The sequence below is a fragment of the Burkholderia sp. AU19243 genome, assembly GCF_018148075.1.
In the GTDB taxonomy this organism is placed as follows: domain Bacteria; phylum Pseudomonadota; class Gammaproteobacteria; order Burkholderiales; family Burkholderiaceae; genus Burkholderia; species Burkholderia latens_A.
On sequence record NZ_JAGSTV010000029.1, the window covers coordinates 1 to 19,552 of the forward strand.

14 protein-coding genes and 1 tRNA gene are annotated in these 19,552 nt (G+C 61.5%); all 15 read left to right on the plus strand.

The features are described 5' to 3' along the window. The coding region (locus KDW55_RS28710) for an EF-Tu/IF-2/RF-3 family GTPase (protein WP_249174187.1) at positions 1-561 on the plus strand (561 nt) is incomplete at its 5' end. Between the two features lie 59 nt (positions 562-620). Then, positions 621-696 (plus strand) — tRNA-Trp (locus tag KDW55_RS28715). 42 nt (positions 697-738) lie between these two features. Beyond that, on the plus strand, positions 739-1,119 hold the full coding sequence (gene secE, locus KDW55_RS28720) for a preprotein translocase subunit SecE (RefSeq protein WP_006482892.1): 381 nt from the start codon (positions 739-741) through the stop codon (positions 1,117-1,119). A gap of 1 nt (position 1,120) precedes the next feature. Then, positions 1,121-1,678: a transcription termination/antitermination protein NusG gene (gene nusG / locus KDW55_RS28725; RefSeq protein ID WP_006400672.1), complete on the plus strand. Its 558-nt coding sequence runs from the start codon at positions 1,121-1,123 to the stop codon at positions 1,676-1,678. Positions 1,679-1,818: 140 nt separating this feature from the next. Then, complete coding sequence (gene rplK, locus KDW55_RS28730; protein ID WP_006400671.1) at positions 1,819-2,250, plus strand: 50S ribosomal protein L11; 432 nt, start codon at positions 1,819-1,821, stop codon at positions 2,248-2,250. Then, on the plus strand, positions 2,251-2,949 hold the full coding sequence (gene rplA / locus KDW55_RS28735; protein WP_040143027.1) for a 50S ribosomal protein L1: 699 nt from the start codon (positions 2,251-2,253) through the stop codon (positions 2,947-2,949). Positions 2,950-3,256: 307 nt separating this feature from the next. Next, on the plus strand, positions 3,257-3,754 hold the full coding sequence (gene rplJ, locus KDW55_RS28740) for a 50S ribosomal protein L10 (protein ID WP_040143029.1): 498 nt from the start codon (positions 3,257-3,259) through the stop codon (positions 3,752-3,754). A 63-nt stretch (positions 3,755-3,817) separates the two neighbouring features. Next, positions 3,818-4,192: a 50S ribosomal protein L7/L12 gene (rplL, locus tag KDW55_RS28745; RefSeq protein WP_040143030.1), complete on the plus strand. Its 375-nt coding sequence runs from the start codon at positions 3,818-3,820 to the stop codon at positions 4,190-4,192. 377 nt (positions 4,193-4,569) lie between these two features. Beyond that, complete coding sequence (gene rpoB, locus KDW55_RS28750; protein WP_040143032.1) at positions 4,570-8,676, plus strand: DNA-directed RNA polymerase subunit beta; 4,107 nt, start codon at positions 4,570-4,572, stop codon at positions 8,674-8,676. Between the two features lie 21 nt (positions 8,677-8,697). Continuing rightward, positions 8,698-12,939 (plus strand): DNA-directed RNA polymerase subunit beta', encoded by a 4,242-nt coding sequence (rpoC, locus tag KDW55_RS28755; RefSeq protein ID WP_040143034.1) that lies wholly within the window; start codon positions 8,698-8,700, stop codon positions 12,937-12,939. Positions 12,940-13,418: 479 nt separating this feature from the next. Then, positions 13,419-15,266 (plus strand): DNA helicase RecQ, encoded by a 1,848-nt coding sequence (gene recQ, locus KDW55_RS28760; protein ID WP_212161862.1) that lies wholly within the window; start codon positions 13,419-13,421, stop codon positions 15,264-15,266. 239 nt (positions 15,267-15,505) lie between these two features. Continuing rightward, positions 15,506-15,886, plus strand: a complete 381-nt coding sequence (rpsL, locus tag KDW55_RS28765; RefSeq protein WP_006400662.1) for a 30S ribosomal protein S12 — start codon at positions 15,506-15,508, stop codon at positions 15,884-15,886. Positions 15,887-16,058: 172 nt separating this feature from the next. Further along, positions 16,059-16,529: a 30S ribosomal protein S7 gene (gene rpsG, locus KDW55_RS28770; protein ID WP_034209730.1), complete on the plus strand. Its 471-nt coding sequence runs from the start codon at positions 16,059-16,061 to the stop codon at positions 16,527-16,529. A 123-nt stretch (positions 16,530-16,652) separates the two neighbouring features. After that, the gene (gene fusA, locus KDW55_RS28775; protein WP_040143044.1) at positions 16,653-18,755 is read left to right on the plus strand and encodes an elongation factor G; all 2,103 of its coding nucleotides are present in this window, start codon (positions 16,653-16,655) and stop codon (positions 18,753-18,755) included. Between the two features lie 40 nt (positions 18,756-18,795). Next, positions 18,796-19,552: elongation factor Tu (locus KDW55_RS28780; protein ID WP_212161863.1), on the plus strand; the 757-nt coding region annotated here is incomplete at its 3' end.

Genomic DNA, 19,552 nt, shown 5'->3' on the forward strand with positions numbered 1-19,552 from the left:
GGCGCGTTCCTGATGCCGGTGGAAGACGTGTTCTCGATCTCGGGCCGCGGTACGGTGGTGACGGGTCGTGTGGAGCGCGGCATCATCAAGGTCGGCGAGGAAATCGAAATCGTCGGTATCAAGCCGACGGTGAAGACGACCTGCACGGGCGTTGAAATGTTCCGCAAGCTGCTGGACCAAGGTCAGGCAGGCGACAACGTCGGTATCCTGCTGCGCGGCACGAAGCGTGAAGACGTGGAGCGCGGCCAGGTTCTGGCGAAGCCGGGTTCGATCACGCCGCACACGCACTTCACGGCAGAAGTGTACGTGCTGAGCAAGGACGAAGGCGGCCGTCACACGCCGTTCTTCAACAACTACCGTCCGCAGTTCTACTTCCGTACGACGGACGTGACGGGCTCGATCGAGCTGCCGAAGGACAAGGAAATGGTGATGCCGGGCGACAACGTGTCGATCACGGTGAAGCTGATCGCGCCGATCGCGATGGAAGAAGGTCTGCGCTTCGCAATCCGCGAAGGCGGCCGTACCGTCGGCGCAGGCGTCGTCGCCAAGATCATCGAGTAAGCCAGTTATTCGTTGATCGACAGTTTTGGGGCTGGCAACAGCCAGCCCCAGCATGGTTTAGGGGTATAGCTCAACTGGCAGAGCGTCGGTCTCCAAAACCGAAGGTTGGGGGTTCGATTCCCTCTGCCCCTGCCAAAAATCGCCACGTGTCCCACGTGGCATTTGTTTTAAGGTGTTATGGCGAATCCATCCGTCGAAACTGTAAATACCTCCGGCGATAAGCTGATGCTGGCCCTGGGCGTATTGCTGGTCTTGGCCGGATTCGTGGGCTTCTTCTGGCTGGCCAACCAGCAGTGGTATGTCCGCGGTGCCGCGTTGGCGGTAGGTATCATCGCCGGCGTGGCCGTCGGTCTGATGTCCGCACCTGGCAAAAGCCTCATCGCGTTTGCCAAGGATTCGTACAAGGAAGTCCGCAAGGTCGTTTGGCCCACCCGCAAGGAAGCAACGCAAACCACACTCGTCGTGTTCGGTTTCGTGCTCGTGATGGCGATTTTCCTCTGGTTGAGCGACAAATCGATCGAATGGGTGATTTTCTCGGCGATTCTGGGTTGGAAATGATATGAGCGATACTCCGGCATCCCCGAGCGGAAAGCGTTGGTACGTCGTGCACGCCTACTCCGGTATGGAGAAGAGCGTGCAGCGTGCGCTTCAGGAGCGCATCGAACGTGCTGGCATGCAGGACAAATTCGGTCAGATCCTGGTGCCGACCGAAGAAGTGGTCGAAGTCAAGGGCGGCCACAAGGCTGTAACCGAACGTCGTTTCTTCCCCGGCTATGTGCTGGTGGAAATGGAGATGACGGACGAGACGTGGCACCTCGTGAAGAACACGGCAAAGGTCACGGGCTTCGTCGGCGGTGCGCGCAATCGCCCGACTCCGATTTCCCCGAAGGAAGTCGAGAAGATCATGTCGCAGATGCAGGAAGGTGTGGAGAAGCCGCGCCCGAAGACCCTGTTCGAAGTTGGCGAGATGGTGCGTGTCAAGGAAGGTCCGTTCACGGACTTCAACGGCACGGTCGAGGAAGTCAACTACGAAAAATCGCGCGTGCGTGTGTCGGTCACGATCTTTGGCCGATCCACCCCGGTCGAACTCGAGTTCGGTCAGGTCGAAAAAGTTTGATCCCGATTCGGTGGGCAGCCTCGGCTGCCCACCTTCGCGCTTACGGCCCGCGTCATGGCCGTTGAGGAGCGTCAGTAGCCAGGGGCGAACGCGCGTTACTACTCACCGAACGCCACCTGGCGTTCCAACGAGGTTTACAAATGGCAAAGAAGATTGTCGGCTTTATCAAGCTGCAGATTCCTGCAGGTAAAGCCAACCCGTCGCCGCCGGTCGGTCCGGCACTGGGCCAGCGCGGCCTGAACATCATGGAGTTCTGCAAGGCGTTCAACGCGCAGACTCAAGGCATGGAGCCGGGTCTGCCGGTGCCGGTGGTCATCACGGCATACGCTGACAAGAGCTTCACGTTCGTGATGAAGACGCCGCCGGCGACCGTCCTGATCAAGAAGGCGGCGAAGGTGGACAAGGGCTCGAGCAAGCCGCACACCGACAAGGTCGGTTCGATCACGCGCGCTCAAGCCGAAGAAATCGCGAAGACCAAGATGCCGGATCTCACGGCAGCTGATCTGGACGCAGCCGTTCGCACCATCGCTGGTAGCGCACGCTCGATGGGCATCACTGTGGAGGGCGTGTAAATGGCTAAGATCTCCAAGCGCCGTCAGGCATTTGCCGCCAAGGTCGACCGTCAGAAGCTGTACGCGATCGAAGACGCACTGGCACTCGTGAAGGAATGCGCGAGCGCGAAGTTCAACGAATCGATCGACGTCGCAGTCCAGCTCGGCATCGATGCGAAGAAGTCGGACCAGGTCGTTCGTGGTTCGGTCGTTCTGCCGGCAGGTACGGGCAAGTCGGTTCGCGTTGCCGTGTTCGCACAAGGCGACAAGGCCGAGCAAGCTCGTGCAGCAGGCGCGGAAATCGTCGGTATGGAAGACCTGGCTGAGCAAATCAAGGCTGGCCAGATGGACTTCGACATCGTGATCGCTTCGCCGGACACGATGCGTATCGTCGGTACGCTCGGTCAGATTCTCGGCCCGCGCGGCCTGATGCCGAACCCGAAGGTCGGTACGGTCACGCCGGACGTCGCGACTGCAGTCAAGAACGCGAAGGCTGGTCAGGTGCAATTCCGTGTCGACAAGGCCGGTATCATCCACGCGACCATCGGCCGTGCATCGTTCGAAGCAGACGCACTGCGTTCGAACCTGTCGGCACTGATCGAAGCGCTGCAGAAGGCCAAGCCGGCAACGAGCAAGGGCGTCTACCTGCGCAAGATCGCACTGTCGAGCACGATGGGCGTCGGCGTGCGTGTCGACCAGGCTACGCTCGCAGCACAGTAAGCAAGTATTCGGGCCGCTTCGTTCGCGAAGCGGCCTACATGGGCTTTGGGCGGTTGTTCGTGCAGCATGGCGGGCAACCGGTTATCAAAGACCGTTGGTGGGACGCAGCAGGCAGGCGATCCCTTAATTCAAGCCAACGCAGATGGCGAACCCGAAAAAGTTTTGTAGTGGTGAAGCCGCAGGTCGTGCAGCGATTCACGGCGTGAGGTGGAAATACTCCTAACGAGGTCGGACGCCGTTGTTGAACGAGGTACGTGAGGTTCGCGCCATATCGGCAAGCCGAGCGTATCGTTTCTGGAGGCTAACCGTGCCGCTTAATAGAGAAGACAAGCAAGCCGTCGTCGCTGAGGTTTCCGCGCAAGTCGCGAAGGCCCAGACCGTTGTGCTGGCTGAGTATCGTGGAATTGCGGTTGGCGATCTGACCAAGCTGCGCGCGAAAGCGCGTGAGCAACAGGTTTACCTGCGCGTGTTGAAGAACACGCTGGCGCGTCGCGCCGTCGAAGGTACGCCTTTTGCTCCGCTGGCAGAGCAGATGACTGGTCCCCTGATCTACGGCATCTCGGAAGATGCAATTGCTGCTGCCAAGGTCGTCAACGACTTCAGCAAGAGCAATGACAAGTTGGTCATCAAGGCCGGTTCGTTCGATGGCAAGGTGATGGACAAGGCTGGCGTGCAAGCGCTGGCAAGCATCCCGAGCCGTGAAGAACTGCTCTCGAAGCTGCTGTTCGTTATGCAAGCGCCTGTTTCGGGCTTCGCGCGTGCTCTTGCCGCGCTGGCCGAGAAGAAGCAAGCGGAAGCTGCGTAATCGAGCGTGCATCAGCGTCACTGATCGCTGGCTGTATCCGAATTCAATTTAGGAGTATTTCAAATGGCAATCGCAAAAGAAGACATCCTGGCAGCAGTCGAAGGGATGACCGTTCTGGAACTGAACGAACTGGTCAAGGCGTTCGAAGAGAAGTTTGGCGTGTCGGCAGCTGCAGTCGCAGTCGCTGGCCCGGCAGGCGGCGGCGCTGCTGCTGCTGCAGAAGAGAAGACCGAATTCACGGTCGTCCTGGCTGAAGCAGGCAGCAACAAGGTTGCAGTCATCAAGGCAGTTCGCGAACTGACGGGCCTGGGCCTGAAGGAAGCGAAGGACGTCGTTGACGGCGCACCGAAGGCTGTCAAGGAAGGCGTCGACAAGGCTGCTGCTGACGAAGCCAAGAAGAAGCTGGAAGAAGCTGGCGCGAAGGTCGAAGTCAAGTAAGTTTCGACGCGCTGTGCGAAGGCTGGCGGTATTTTCACCGCCGGCCTTTTTGTGCTTTGTGGGGACGTTATTCTGGCACTCTTTTGGGAGCCCGAATAATCGGCCCCAGAAGCCAAAGAAAACCGTCAAATCGTTGTCAATGGTCACGATTGGCGTTTCTCTTTGTCTTCTGAAGCGACTGCAGAAGGCAAGTTTGGTCGGGTAGCGGGCAACACAGGCATCCGCTGCCGTCAGCCAGCGGTTGGTAGCGGCCAACCACCAAGCTTCTCGGCTCGTTCAAGCCATCGGGCGGCCATCGGGTCTCAGTCGGTGAACACTCGGGTTTGAAACGTCCAGGTATCCCACCTCGATAGCACCCGCCGTGATTCGGAGATCGTATGCAATATTCCTTCACCGAGAAGAAGCGCATTCGCAAGAGTTTCGCGAAGCGCCCCATCGTTCACCAAGTTCCGTTCTTGCTGGCCACCCAGCTTGAATCATTCAGCACGTTTCTGCAAGCCGATGTGCCGGTCACGCAACGCAAGCCTGAAGGTTTGCAGGCCGCATTCACATCGGTATTTCCCATTGTTTCGCACAACGGCTTTGCGCGCCTCGAGTTCGTGAGCTATGCGCTGTCCTCGCCGGCATTCAACATCAAGGAATGCCAGCAGCGGGGCCTGACGTACTGCTCCGCGCTGCGCGCGAAGGTCCGCCTCGTCATCCTCGACAAGGAATCGCCGAACAAGCCGGTCGTCAAGGAAGTGAAGGAGCAGGAAGTGTACATGGGCGAAATTCCGCTCATGACGCCGACGGGCTCGTTCGTCATCAACGGCACCGAGCGTGTCATCGTCTCGCAGCTGCACCGTTCGCCGGGCGTGTTCTTCGAACACGACAAGGGCAAGACGCACAGCTCGGGCAAGCTGCTGTTCTCGGCACGGATCATTCCGTACCGCGGCTCGTGGCTCGACTTCGAATTCGATCCGAAGGACATCCTGTACTTCCGCGTCGACCGTCGCCGCAAGATGCCGGTCACGATCCTGCTGAAGGCCATCGGCCTCACGCCGGAACAGATCCTCGCGAACTTCTTCGTGTTCGACAACTTCACGCTGATGGACGAAGGCGCGCAACTCGAGTTCGTGCCCGAGCGCCTGCGTGGTGAAGTCGCGCGATTCGACATCACGGATCGTGATGGCAAGGTCATCGTCCAGAAGGACAAGCGGATCAATGCGAAGCACATCCGCGACCTCGAAGCCGCGAAGACGAAGTTCATCTCGGTGCCGGAAGACTATCTGCTCGGCCGCGTGCTGGCGAAGAACGTCGTCGACGGCGACACCGGTGAAGTGATCGCGAGCGCGAACGACGAAATCACCGAAAGCGTGCTCGAGAAGCTGCGCGAAGCGGGCATCAAGGACATCCAGACGCTCTACACGAACGATCTGGACCAGGGCCCGTACATTTCGTCGACGCTGCGTGTCGACGAAACGACCGACAAGACGGCCGCGCGCATCGCAATCTACCGGATGATGCGTCCGGGCGAGCCGCCGACCGAAGAAGCGGTCGAGGCGCTGTTCAACCGTCTGTTCTACAGCGAAGAAGCGTACGACCTGTCGAAGGTCGGCCGCATGAAGTTCAACCGCCGCGTCGGCCGTGACGAAATCGTCGGCCCGATGACGCTGCAGGACGACGACATCCTCGCGACGATCAAGATCCTCGTCGAGCTGCGCAACGGCAAGGGCGAAGTGGACGACATCGACCACCTCGGCAACCGTCGCGTGCGTTGCGTCGGCGAACTGGCGGAAAACCAGTTCCGCGCGGGTCTCGTGCGTGTCGAGCGCGCGGTCAAGGAACGCCTCGGCCAGGCCGAAAGCGAAAACCTGATGCCGCACGACCTGATCAACTCGAAGCCGATTTCGTCGGCGATCCGCGAGTTCTTCGGTTCGTCGCAGCTGTCGCAGTTCATGGACCAGACCAACCCGCTGTCGGAAATCACGCACAAGCGCCGTGTTTCCGCACTGGGCCCGGGCGGTCTGACGCGCGAGCGCGCAGGCTTCGAAGTGCGCGACGTGCACCCGACCCACTACGGCCGCGTGTGCCCGATCGAAACGCCGGAAGGTCCGAACATCGGCCTGATCAACTCGCTGGCGCTGTACGCGCACCTGAACGAGTACGGCTTCCTCGAGACGCCGTACCGCAAGGTCGTGGACGGCAAGGTGACCGACCAGATCGACTACCTGTCGGCGATCGAGGAAGGCCGCTACATGATCGCCCAGGCGAACGCCGCGATCGACGAAGACGGCCGACTGATCGACGAACTCGTGTCGTCGCGTGAAGCCGGCGAAACGATGATGGTCACGCCGGACCGTATCCAGTACATGGACGTCGCGCCGTCGCAGATCGTGTCGGTTGCAGCTTCGCTGATCCCGTTCCTCGAGCACGACGACGCGAACCGTGCACTGATGGGTTCGAACATGCAGCGTCAGGCCGTGCCGTGTCTGCGTCCGGAAAAGCCGGTCGTCGGTACGGGCATCGAGCGCACCTGCGCGGTCGACTCGGGCACGACGGTTCAGGCGTTCCGTGGCGGCGTCGTCGACTACGTCGATGCAGGCCGTATCGTGATTCGCGTGAACGACGACGAAGCGGTCGCAGGTGAAGTCGGTGTCGACATCTACAACCTGATCAAGTACACGCGTTCGAACCAGAACACGAACATCAATCAGCGTCCGATCGTGAAGATGGGCGACAAGGTCTCGCGCGGCGACGTGCTGGCCGATGGCGCATCCACGGACCTGGGCGAGCTTGCGCTCGGCCAGAACATGCTGATCGCGTTCATGCCGTGGAACGGCTACAACTTCGAGGACTCGATCCTGATCTCGGAGAAGGTCGTGGCCGACGATCGCTACACGTCGATCCACATCGAAGAGCTGAACGTCGTTGCACGCGACACGAAGCTCGGGCCGGAAGAAATCACGCGCGACATCTCGAACCTGGCGGAAGTCCAGCTCGGCCGTCTCGACGAATCGGGCATCGTGTACATCGGTGCGGAAGTCGAAGCGGGCGACGTACTGGTCGGCAAGGTCACGCCGAAGGGCGAGACCCAGCTGACGCCGGAAGAGAAGCTGCTGCGCGCGATCTTCGGCGAGAAGGCTTCGGACGTGAAGGACACGTCGCTGCGCGTGCCGTCGGGCATGAGCGGCACCGTGATCGACGTCCAGGTGTTCACGCGTGAAGGCATCCAGCGCGACAAGCGCGCGCAACAGATCATCGACGACGAACTGAAGCGCTACCGTCTCGACCTGAACGACCAGCTGCGCATCGTTGAAGGCGACGCGTTCCAGCGTCTTGCGCGCATGCTCGTGGGCAAGGTTGCGAACGGCGGTCCGAAGAAGCTCGCGAAGGGCACGAAGATCGACCAGGCTTACCTGGAAGACCTCGACCACTACCACTGGTTCGACATCCGCCTTGCGGATGACGAAGCAGCGGCGCAGCTCGAAGCGATCAAGAACTCGATCGAAGAGAAGCGTCACCAGTTCGACCTCGCGTTCGAAGAGAAGCGCAAGAAGCTCACGCAAGGCGACGAACTGCCGCCGGGCGTGCTGAAGATGGTCAAGGTGTACCTGGCGGTGAAGCGCCGCCTGCAGCCTGGCGACAAGATGGCAGGCCGTCACGGCAACAAGGGTGTCGTGTCGAAGATCGTTCCGATCGAAGACATGCCGTACATGGCCGACGGCCGTCCGGCAGACGTCGTGCTGAACCCGCTCGGCGTGCCGTCGCGGATGAACGTGGGTCAGGTTCTGGAAGTCCACCTCGGCTGGGCCGCGAAGGGTCTCGGCTGGCGTATCGGCGAGATGCTGCAGCGTCAGGCGAAGATCGAGGAACTGCGCGTGTTCCTGACGAAGATCTACAACGAGTCGGGCCGCCAGGAAGATCTGGAAAGTTTCACCGACGACGAGATCCTCGAACTCGCGAAGAACCTGCGCGAAGGCGTGCCGTTCGCGACGCCGGTGTTCGACGGTGCGACCGAGGAAGAAATGGGCAAGATGCTCGACCTCGCGTTCCCGGACGACATCGCGCAGCAGCTCGACATGAACCCGTCGAAGAACCAGGTCCGCCTGTACGACGGCCGCACGGGCGAGCCGTTCGAACGCCGCGTGACGCTCGGCTACATGCACTACCTGAAGCTGCACCACTTGGTCGACGACAAGATGCACGCGCGTTCGACCGGCCCGTACTCGCTCGTCACGCAGCAGCCGCTGGGTGGTAAGGCGCAGTTCGGCGGCCAGCGTTTCGGTGAAATGGAAGTGTGGGCACTCGAAGCGTACGGCGCGTCCTACGTGCTGCAGGAAATGCTGACGGTGAAGTCGGACGACGTGACCGGCCGGACGAAGGTGTACGAGAACCTCGTCAAGGGCGATCACGTGATCGATGCAGGCATGCCGGAATCCTTCAACGTGCTGGTGAAGGAAATCCGCTCGCTCGGTATCGACATCGATCTCGACCGCAATTAATCGGACTACGGAGAGAAGGCAATGAAAGCTCTGCTCGATCTATTCAAGCAAGTCCAACAGGAAGAAGTTTTCGACGCGATCAAGATCGGTCTGGCCTCGCCGGACAAGATCCGTTCGTGGTCGTTCGGCGAAGTGAAGAAGCCGGAGACCATCAACTACCGTACGTTCAAGCCGGAACGCGATGGTCTGTTCTGCGCGAAGATCTTCGGGCCGATCAAGGACTACGAGTGCCTGTGCGGCAAGTACAAGCGCCTGAAGCACCGCGGCGTGATCTGCGAGAAGTGCGGCGTCGAAGTGACGCTGGCGAAGGTGCGTCGCGAACGCATGGGCCACATCGAGCTGGCCTCGCCGGTCGCGCACATCTGGTTCCTGAAGTCGCTGCCGTCGCGTCTGGGCATGGTGCTCGACATGACGCTGCGCGACATCGAGCGCGTGCTGTACTTCGAAGCGTACGTGGTGATCGAACCGGGCATGACGCCGCTGAAGGCGCGGCAGATCATGACCGAAGAGGATTACTACAACAAGGTCGAGGAATACGGCGACGAATTCCGTGCCGAGATGGGCGCGGAAGGCGTGCGTGAACTGCTGCGTGCAATCAACATCGACGAGCAGGTCGAAACGCTGCGCACCGAGCTGAAGAACACCGGTTCGGAAGCGAAGATCAAGAAGTACGCGAAGCGCCTGAAGGTCCTCGAGGCATTCCAGCGCTCGGGCATCAAGCCCGAGTGGATGATCCTCGAAGTGCTGCCGGTGCTGCCGCCGGAACTGCGTCCGCTCGTGCCGCTGGACGGCGGCCGTTTCGCGACGTCGGACCTGAACGACCTGTATCGCCGCGTGATCAACCGTAACAACCGGTTGAAGCGTCTGCTCGAGCTGAAGGCGCCTGAAATCATCGTCCGCAACGAAAAGCGGATGCTGCAGGAAGCCGTCGACTCGCTGCTCGACAACGGTCGTCGCGGCAAGGCGATGACGGGCGCGAACAAGCGTCCGCTGAAGTCGCTCGCCGACATGATCAAGGGCAAGGGCGGCCGTTTCCGTCAGAACCTGCTGGGCAAGCGCGTCGACTACTCGGGCCGTTCGGTCATCGTGGTCGGCCCGACGCTGAAGTTGCACCAGTGCGGTCTGCCGAAGCTGATGGCGCTCGAACTGTTCAAGCCGTTCATCTTCAACAAGCTTGAAGTGATGGGCGTCGCTACGACCATCAAGGCGGCGAAGAAGGAAGTCGAGAACCAGACGCCGGTCGTGTGGGACATCCTCGAAGAGGTGATCCGCGAGCACCCGGTGATGCTGAACCGTGCGCCGACGCTGCACCGTCTCGGTATCCAGGCGTTCGAACCGGTTCTGATCGAAGGCAAGGCGATCCAGCTGCACCCGCTCGTCTGCGCGGCGTTCAACGCCGACTTCGACGGTGACCAGATGGCCGTTCACGTGCCGCTGTCGCTCGAAGCGCAGATGGAAGCGCGTACGCTGATGCTGGCGTCGAACAACGTGCTGTTCCCGGCCAACGGCGACCCGTCGATCGTGCCGTCGCAGGATATCGTGCTGGGTCTGTACTACGCGACCCGCGAAGCGATCAACGGCAAGGGCGAAGGCCTGTCGTTCACCGGCGTGTCGGAAGTGATCCGCGCGTACGAGAACAAGGAAGTCGAGCTGGCATCGCGCGTCAACGTACGGATCACCGAAATGGTCCGCAACGAGGACACGTCGGAAGGCGCGCCGGAATTCGTGCCGAAGATCACGCTGTACGCGACGACCGTCGGTCGTGCGATCCTGTCGGAGATCCTGCCGCACGGCCTGCCGTTCTCGGTGCTGAACAAGCCGCTGAAGAAGAAGGAAATCTCGCGTCTGATCAACACTGCGTTCCGCAAGTGCGGTCTGCGTGCGACGGTCGTGTTTGCCGACCAGCTGATGCAGGCGGGTTTCCGTCTCGCGACGCGCGCCGGCATCTCGATCTGCGTGGACGACATGCTCGTGCCGCCGCAAAAGGAAACGATCGTCGGCGACGCCGCGAAGAAGGTGAAGGAATACGACCGCCAGTACATGTCGGGTCTCGTCACCGCGCAGGAACGCTACAACAACGTGGTCGACATCTGGTCGGCAACGTCGGAAGCGGTCGGCAAGGCGATGATGGAGCAGCTGTCGACGGAGCCGGTGATCGATCGCGACGGCAACGAGACGCGCCAGGAATCGTTCAACTCGATCTACATGATGGCCGACTCGGGCGCCCGGGGTTCGGCGGTGCAGATTCGTCAGCTGGCCGGTATGCGCGGCCTGATGGCGAAGCCGGACGGCTCGATTATCGAGACGCCGATTACCGCGAACTTCCGCGAAGGCCTGAACGTGCTGCAGTACTTCATCTCGACCCACGGTGCACGTAAGGGTCTGGCTGATACGGCACTGAAGACCGCGAACTCGGGTTACCTGACGCGTCGTCTCGTCGACGTCACGCAGGATCTGGTGGTCGTCGAGGACGATTGCGGCACGTCGAATGGCGTCGCGATGAAGGCGCTGGTCGAAGGCGGTGAAGTCGTCGAAGCGCTGCGCGACCGTATCCTCGGCCGCGTCGCGGTCGCGGACGTCGTGAATCCGGAAACGCAGGAAACGCTGTACGAATCGGGCACGCTGCTCGACGAAACGGCGGTCGAGGAAATCGAACGCCTCGGCATCGACGAAGTGCGCGTGCGCACGCCGCTCACCTGCGAAACGCGTTACGGTCTGTGCGCAGCCTGCTATGGCCGCGACCTCGGCCGCGGCTCGCTGGTGAACGTCGGCGAAGCAGTCGGCGTGATCGCGGCACAGTCGATCGGTGAGCCGGGCACGCAGCTGACGATGCGTACGTTCCACATCGGTGGTGCGGCATCGCGTGCGGCAGTGGCGTCGTCGGTCGAAGCGAAGAGCAACGGTATCGTGCGCTTCACGGCCACGATGCGTTACGTCACCAACGCGAAGGGCGAGCAGATCGTCATCTCGCGTTCGGGCGAGGCGCTGATCACCGACGATATCGGCCGCGAGCGCGAACGTCACAAGATCCCGTACGGCGCGACGCTGCTGCAGCTCGACGGCGCGACGATCAAGGCCGGCACGCAGCTGGCCACGTGGGATCCGATGACGCGTCCGATCATCACCGAGTACGGTGGTACGGTGAAGTTCGAGAACGTCGAGGAAGGCGTGACCGTCGCGAAGCAGATCGACGACGTGACCGGCCTGTCGACGCTGGTCGTGATCGACGTGAAGCGTCGCGGCTCGCAAGCTTCGAAGAGCGTGCGTCCGCAGGTGAAGCTGCTCGACGCGAACGGCGAGGAAGTGAAGATTCCGGGCACGGAACACGCGGTGCAGATCGGCTTCCAGGTCGGCGCACTGATTACCGTGAAGGACGGCCAGCAGGTGCAGGTGGGTGAAGTGCTCGCACGTATCCCGACCGAAGCGCAGAAGACGCGTGACATTACCGGCGGTCTGCCGCGGGTGGCGGAGCTGTTCGAAGCGCGTTCGCCGAAGGATGCCGGCATTCTCGCGGAAGTCACCGGTACGACGTCGTTCGGCAAGGACACGAAGGGCAAGCAGCGTCTCGTCATCACGGACCTCGAAGGCAATCAGCACGAGTTCCTGATCGCGAAGGAAAAGCAGGTGCTGGTCCACGATGCTCAGGTCGTCAACAAGGGCGAAATGATCGTGGACGGCCCGGCCGATCCGCACGACATCCTGCGTCTGCAGGGTATCGAGGCGCTGTCGCGCTACATCGTCGACGAAGTGCAGGACGTGTATCGTCTGCAGGGCGTGAAGATCAACGACAAGCACATCGAGGTGATCGTTCGCCAGATGCTGCGTCGTGTGCAGATCACCGACAACGGCGATACGCGCTTCATCCCGGGCGAACAGGTCGAGCGTTCGGACATGCTGGACGAGAACGATCGCATGATCGCCGAAGGCAAGCGTCCGGCCTCGTACGACAACGTGCTGCTCGGTATCACGAAGGCGTCGCTGTCGACCGACTCGTTCATTTCCGCGGCATCGTTCCAGGAAACGACCCGCGTGCTGACCGAAGCGGCGATCATGGGCAAGCGCGACGATCTGCGCGGCCTGAAGGAAAACGTGATCGTCGGCCGTTTGATCCCGGCCGGTACGGGTCTCGCGTTCCACAAGGCACGCAAGGCGAAGGAAATGTCCGACCGCGAGCGTTTCGACCAGATCGCAGCGGAAGAGGCATTCGACTTCGGCACGCCGAGCGCGCCCGCGGAAGAGCCGCAACACCCGGCAGCCGAGTAAGCGCGGGGGCGGCGCGAGCCGCCTTACGCTGCGTATTCGCTGTCGTCGAAACCGCCCGGTTCAGCCGGGCGGTTTTTTTTGCGCCTGATATCGACGCGCCAGGTTGCGAGTCGTGCCGCCGGGCGGCGCCAGCGTAAGAGACGATGTCTTCCTGCTGGGACGACGGCACGGATGCCTCGGCCTCCTAATGGAATAAGGTCGAACCGCTGGCGGGATTCGGTCAGTATGATGCTCAACCTCGGAGCCCACTGTATCGACGGCCTTCCCGTAGAGAAACACGGAATTTCTCACGGTTTTCGTGAGCACCGCACAGCGACCGACGTCGGTGGATGACGAGCGTTTTTCACCGGGAGTCCCGGTTTGCAATCCGTCGAATGAGCATTGTCCGAATGGCTAACCCTGCGCGAAGCGGCTTTGCGTGCCGCAAAGGTTGCTAGAATCCGGATCGTTGCCGTCAGCAGTCTTTCAACTCTTCATTCATGTCTCGCGCCCTCGAAATCCTCGACGAAGTCTTTGGTTATTCCGCATTTCGCGGCCAGCAGGGCGAGATCGTCGAACACATCGCCGGCGGCGGCGATTGCCTCGTGCTGATGCCGACCGGCGGCGGCAAGTCGCTGTGCTATCAGATTCCGGCGCTGCTGCGCCGCGAGGCCGGGCACGGCGCGGGCATTGTCGTGTCGCCGCTGATCGCGCTGATGCAGGACCAGGTCGCCGCGCTCAGCGAGGTCGGCGTGCGCGCGGCCTTCCTGAACTCGACGCTGTCCGGCGCCGAGGCCGCGGCCACCGAGCGTGCGCTGCGCGAAGGCGAGATCGACCTGTTGTACGTCGCGCCTGAGCGCCTGATGACCGGGCGCTTTCTCGAGCTGCTCGAGCGCGCGAAGATCGGCCTGTTTGCGATCGACGAGGCGCACTGCGTGTCGCAGTGGGGTCATGACTTCCGCCCCGAATACATCCAGCTGTCGGTGCTGCACGAGCGCTTTCCGTCGGTGCCGCGCATCGCGCTGACGGCCACCGCCGACGCAATCACCCGCGACGAGATCATTCATCGCCTCGCACTCGACGATGCGCGCGTCTTCGTGTCGAGCTTCGATCGTCCGAACATCCGCTATCGGATCGTCGAAAAGGACAACGCTCGCTCGCAACTGCTCGACTTCATCCGCGCCGAGCATACGAATGCGGACGGCACAACCGACGCGGGCGTCGTCTACTGTCTGTCGCGCCGCAAGGTCGAGGAAACCGCCGAATGGCTGAAGGCGCAGGGCGTGCGCGCGCTGCCGTATCACGCCGGGATGGAATTCGAGGTGCGTCAGAAGCACCAGGAAATGTTCCAGCGCGAGGAAGGCATCGTCATGTGCGCGACGATCGCATTCGGCATGGGCATCGACAAGCCGGACGTGCGCTTCGTCGCCCACCTCGATTTGCCGAAGAGCGTCGAAGGCTATTACCAGGAAACCGGTCGCGCGGGCCGCGACGGATTGCCTGCGAATGCGTGGATGGCATACGGCCTCGGCGACGTCGTGCAGCAGCGCAAGATGATCGACGAATCGGATGCGGACGACGCGCACAAGCGCGTGCAGACGTCGAAGCTCGACGCACTGCTCGGGCTGTGCGAGACGATCTCGTGCCGCCGCGTGCGGCTGCTGAATTACTTCGGCGAGGCGAGCCAGCCGTGCGGCAACTGCGACACATGCCTTGAGCCGCCAGATTCCTGGGATGCGACGCGCGAGGCGCAGATGGCGTTGTCGTGCGTGTTCCGCGCGCAGCGCGCGAGCGGCTTCAATTTCGGCGCGAGCCATCTTATCGAGATCCTGCGCGGCAACCGCACCGAGAAGGTGCTGCAGCGCGGACACGAACAACTGAGCACGTTCGGGATCGGCGCGTCGCTGTCCGAGCCGGAGTGGCGCGCGATTTTCCGGCAACTCGTCGCGTACGGCTATCTCGCCGTCGATCATGGCGGTTTCGGTGCGCTGGTGCTCACCGAGGCCGCGAAGCCCGTGCTGAAGAACGAGGAGAAGGTCACGCTGCGCCGCTATGTGAAGCCGCAGCGCACGCGCCAGTCGTCGAGCCGCAGCGGCACGCGCGTCGATCCGACGGCCGGCATGGGCACGCGCGAGCGCGCGCGCTGGGACGCGCTGCGCGCGTGGCGTGCGGAAACCGCGAAGTCCGACGGCGTGCCCGCCTACGTGATCTTCCACGACGCGACGCTCGCCGAAATCGCGCGCAACGCGCCGGAGACAATCGACGACCTTCGCCACATCCCCGGCATGGGCGTACGCAAGCTCGAACGCTTCGGCGACGAGATCATCGACGTCGTCGAATCGGCGTGACACAGCTGTTCCGACCCTTCCGGCAAACGGGCCGTACCGCCGGCGAATCACGCAAGCCGTTGACTTAGTTGGCATTTCCGGAATATCATGCTGGGTTCCGGTAATCGGTGGGCCGAGTCGCGTCGAACGTGGTTCGAAGCGGTTTGTGTCCGTATCGCCGGTTCGGAAGTCAACTGTGCGTCGATTCTCGCTTTGCCCGAAATCGATGTGCAGATTTTGTTCAATTTCAGGAATAAACAATGCCAACCATCAACCAACTGGTTCGCAAAGGCCGTCAGTCGGAAACGACGAAGAGCAAGAGCCCGGCCCTGCAGGACTGCCCCCAGCGTCGCGGCGTGTGCACCCGTGTGTACACGACGACGCCGAAGAAGCCGAACTCGGCACTCCGTAAGGTTGCCAAGGTTCGTCTGACGAACGGCTTCGAAGTGATTTCGTACATCGGCGGTGAAGGCCACAACCTGCAGGAACACTCGGTTGTGCTGATCCGCGGCGGCCGTGTGAAGGACTTGCCGGGTGTGCGTTACCACATGGTTCGCGGCTCGCTGGATACCCAGGGCGTCAAGGACCGTAAGCAAGCGCGCTCGAAGTACGGCGCGAAGCGTGCAAAGGCTGCCAAGTAAGCAGTTTTTGATCAGGGATCGCCGCAGGGCGGTCAAGGCGGGAGTGCCGGATTGCCGGTGCTGTCGAGTAAGTGGTCACCCGGCCAAGCTGGTTAGTCGTGAAGATGTGATCGGGTTTGTTGGTGGCCGCGGGGCTGAATTCAGCTCCAACTGAACAGGTAAAGGAAGAATCATGCCGCGTCGTCGCGAAGTCCCCAAGCGGGAAGTGTTGCCGGATCCGAAGTTCGGCAACGTTGATGTAGCCAAGTTCATGAACATGCTGATGCTGTCCGGCAAGAAGTCGGTCGCAGAGCGCATCGTTTATGGCGCATTCGAACAGATCCAGACCAAGGGTGGCAAGGACCCGCTGGAAGTGTTCACCGTTGCGCTCAACAACGTGAAGCCGGTGGTCGAAGTGAAGAGCCGCCGCGTTGGTGGTGCCAACTATCAAGTTCCGGTCGAAGTGCGCCCGTCGCGTCGTATGGCATTGGCGATGCGCTGGCTGCGTGAGGCTGCGAAGAAGCGCAGCGAGAAGTCGATGGCTCTGCGTCTGGCAGGCGAACTCACCGAAGCGGCCGAAGGCCGTGGCGGCGCGATGAAGAAGCGCGATGAAGTTCACCGCATGGCAGAAGCCAACCGCGCGTTCTCGCATTTCCGTTTCTAAGCGCCTGGCTGGGCTGTTTGCGGAAATAAATTCCGGGCGGGTGCGCTTTTCAGGCGCCTCGCCCGTTTGTGTTGAGGCGTGATGCAGCAGGGCTGCATCACGTCATCCCAGTAGAGGATCAAAGTGGCTCGCAAGACTCCTATCGAGCGCTACCGCAATATCGGTATTAGCGCTCACATCGACGCCGGCAAAACGACGACGACCGAGCGCATTCTGTTTTACACCGGTGTGAACCACAAGATCGGTGAAGTCCACGACGGCGCAGCAACGATGGACTGGATGGAGCAGGAACAAGAGCGTGGCATCACGATCACGTCCGCTGCCACCACCGCCTTCTGGAAGGGCATGGGCGGCAACTATCCGGAACACCGCATCAACATCATCGACACCCCGGGCCACGTCGACTTCACGATCGAAGTGGAGCGCTCGATGCGCGTGCTCGACGGCGCGTGCATGGTGTACTGCGCAGTGGGCGGCGTGCAGCCGCAGTCGGAAACGGTGTGGCGCCAGGCCAACAAGTACAAGGTGCCGCGTCTCGCGTTCGTCAACAAGATGGACCGCACCGGCGCGAACTTCTTCAAGGTCTACGACCAGCTCCGTCTGCGCCTGAAGGCGAACCCGGTTCCGGTCGTGGTGCCGATCGGCGCGGAAGAAAACTTCAAGGGCGTGGTCGACCTGATCAAGATGAAGGCGATCATTTGGGACGAAGCGTCGCAAGGCACGAAGTTCGACTACATCGACATCCCGGCCGAGCTCGCAGACACCTGCAAGGAATGGCGCGAAAAGATGGTCGAAGCGGCTGCTGAAGCCAGCGAAGACCTGATGAACAAGTACCTGGAAGAAGGCGATCTGCCGGAAGCCGACATCGTCAAGGCGCTGCGCGACCGTACGATCGCGTGCGAAATCCAGCCGATGCTCTGCGGCACCGCGTTCAAGAACAAGGGCGTGCAGCGTATGCTCGACGCCGTGATCGACTTCCTGCCGTCGCCGGTCGACATCCCGCCGGTCAAGGGCGAGCTCGAAAACGGCGAAGAAGCGGAGCGCAAGGCGTCGGACGACGAGAAGTTCTCGTCGCTCGCGTTCAAGATCATGACCGACCCGTTCGTCGGCCAGCTGATCTTCTTCCGTGTGTACTCGGGCGTCGTCAACTCGGGCGATACGCTGCTGAACTCGACCAAGGGCAAGAAGGAACGCCTCGGCCGTATTCTGCAGATGCACGCGAACCAGCGTGAAGAAATCAAGGAAGTCCGTGCAGGCGACATCGCCGCAGCGGTCGGCCTGAAGGAAGCAACCACGGGCGACACGCTGTGCGACCCGGCGAACCCGATCGTTCTCGAGCGCATGGTGTTCCCGGAGCCGGTGATCTCGCAGGCCGTCGAGCCGAAGACGAAGGCCGACCAGGAAAAGATGGGCCTCGCGCTGAACCGTCTCGCGCAGGAAGACCCGTCGTTCCGAGTGCAAACCGACGAAGAGTCGGGCCAGACCATCATTTCGGGCATGGGCGAGCTCCACCTCGAAATTCTGGTCGACCGGATGAAGCGTGAATTCGGCGTGGAAGCGACCGTCGGCAAGCCGCAGGTTGCGTACCGCGAAACGATCCGCTCGACGGCGAAGGACGTCGACGGCAAGTTCGTCAAGCAGTCGGGTGGTCGCGGTCAGTACGGTCACGCGGTCATTACGCTCGAGCCGAACGAGCAGGGCAAGGGCTACGAGTTCTTCGACGAGATCAAGGGTGGTGTGATTCCGCGTGAATACATCCCGGCGGTCGACAAGGGTATCCAGGACACGCTGAAGTCGGGCGTGCTGGCTGGCTTCCCGGTCGTCGACGTGAAGGTTCACCTGACGTTCGGTTCGTACCACGACGTTGACTCGAACGAAAACGCGTTCCGCATGGCCGGTTCGATGGCGTTCAAGGAAGCAATGCGCAAGGCGAACCCGGTCGTCCTCGAGCCGATGATGGCTGTCGAAGTCGAGACGCCGGAAGACTACATGGGCAACGTGATGGGCGACCTGTCGGGCCGTCGCGGCATCGTCCAGGGCATGGAAGACATGGTCGGCGGCGGCAAGATCGTTCGCGCCGAAGTGCCGCTGTCGGAAATGTTCGGTTACTCGACGTCGCTGCGTTCGCTGACGCAAGGTCGTGCAACGTACACGATGGAGTTCAAGCACTACGCCGAAGCTCCGCGCAACGTTGCTGAAGCGATCATCAGCGCGAAGTCGAAGTAAATCTCAGCTATCAACCGATATTTTTTGAAAGAAGAGAATCATGGCAAAAGAAAAGTTTGAGCGGACCAAGCCGCACGTCAACGTTGGTACGATTGGTCACGTTGACCACGGCAAGACGACGCTGACGGCAGCGATCACGACGGTTCTGACGAAGAAGTTCGGCGGCGAAGCGAAGGCGTACGACCAGATCGACGCGGCACCGGAAGAAAAGGCGCGCGGCATCACGATCAACACGGCACACGTCGAGTACGAAACGGCAAACCGCCACTACGCACACGTCGACTGCCCGGGCCACGCTGACTATGTGAAGAACATGATCACGGGCGCGGCGCAGATGGACGGCGCGATCCTGGTGTGCTCGGCAGCAGACGGCCCGATGCCGCAAACGCGTGAGCACATCCTGCTGGCGCGTCAGGTTGGCGTTCCGTACATCATCGTGTTCCTGAACAAGTGCGACATGGTGGACGACGCTGAACTGCTCGAGCTGGTCGAGATGGAAGTTCGCGAGCTGCTGTCGAAGTACGACTTCCCGGGCGACGACACGCCGATCGTGAAGGGTTCGGCAAAGCTGGCGCTGGAAGGCGACACGGGCGAGCTGGGCGAAGTGGCGATCATGAACCTGGCAGACGCACTGGACACGTACATCCCGACGCCGGAGCGTGCGGTTGATGGCGCGTTCCTGATGCCGGTGGAAGACGTGTTCTCGATCTCGGGCCGCGGTACGGTGGTGACGGGTCGTGTGGAGCGCGGCATCATCAAGGTCGGCGAGGAAATCGAAATCGTCGGTATCAAGCCGA

Coding starts and splice junctions, on each gene's coding strand:
- secE (WP_006482892.1), top strand. CDS start 739: ATGGCGAATCCATCCGTCGAAACTGTAAATACCTCCGGCGATAAGCTG.
- nusG (WP_006400672.1), top strand. CDS start 1,121: ATGAGCGATACTCCGGCATCCCCGAGCGGAAAGCGTTGGTACGTCGTG.
- rplK (WP_006400671.1), top strand. CDS start 1,819: ATGGCAAAGAAGATTGTCGGCTTTATCAAGCTGCAGATTCCTGCAGGT.
- rplA (WP_040143027.1), top strand. CDS start 2,251: ATGGCTAAGATCTCCAAGCGCCGTCAGGCATTTGCCGCCAAGGTCGAC.
- rplL (WP_040143030.1), top strand. CDS start 3,818: ATGGCAATCGCAAAAGAAGACATCCTGGCAGCAGTCGAAGGGATGACC.
- rpoB (WP_040143032.1), top strand. CDS start 4,570: ATGCAATATTCCTTCACCGAGAAGAAGCGCATTCGCAAGAGTTTCGCG.
- rpoC (WP_040143034.1), top strand. CDS start 8,698: ATGAAAGCTCTGCTCGATCTATTCAAGCAAGTCCAACAGGAAGAAGTT.
- recQ (WP_212161862.1), top strand. CDS start 13,419: ATGTCTCGCGCCCTCGAAATCCTCGACGAAGTCTTTGGTTATTCCGCA.
- rpsL (WP_006400662.1), top strand. CDS start 15,506: ATGCCAACCATCAACCAACTGGTTCGCAAAGGCCGTCAGTCGGAAACG.
- rpsG (WP_034209730.1), top strand. CDS start 16,059: ATGCCGCGTCGTCGCGAAGTCCCCAAGCGGGAAGTGTTGCCGGATCCG.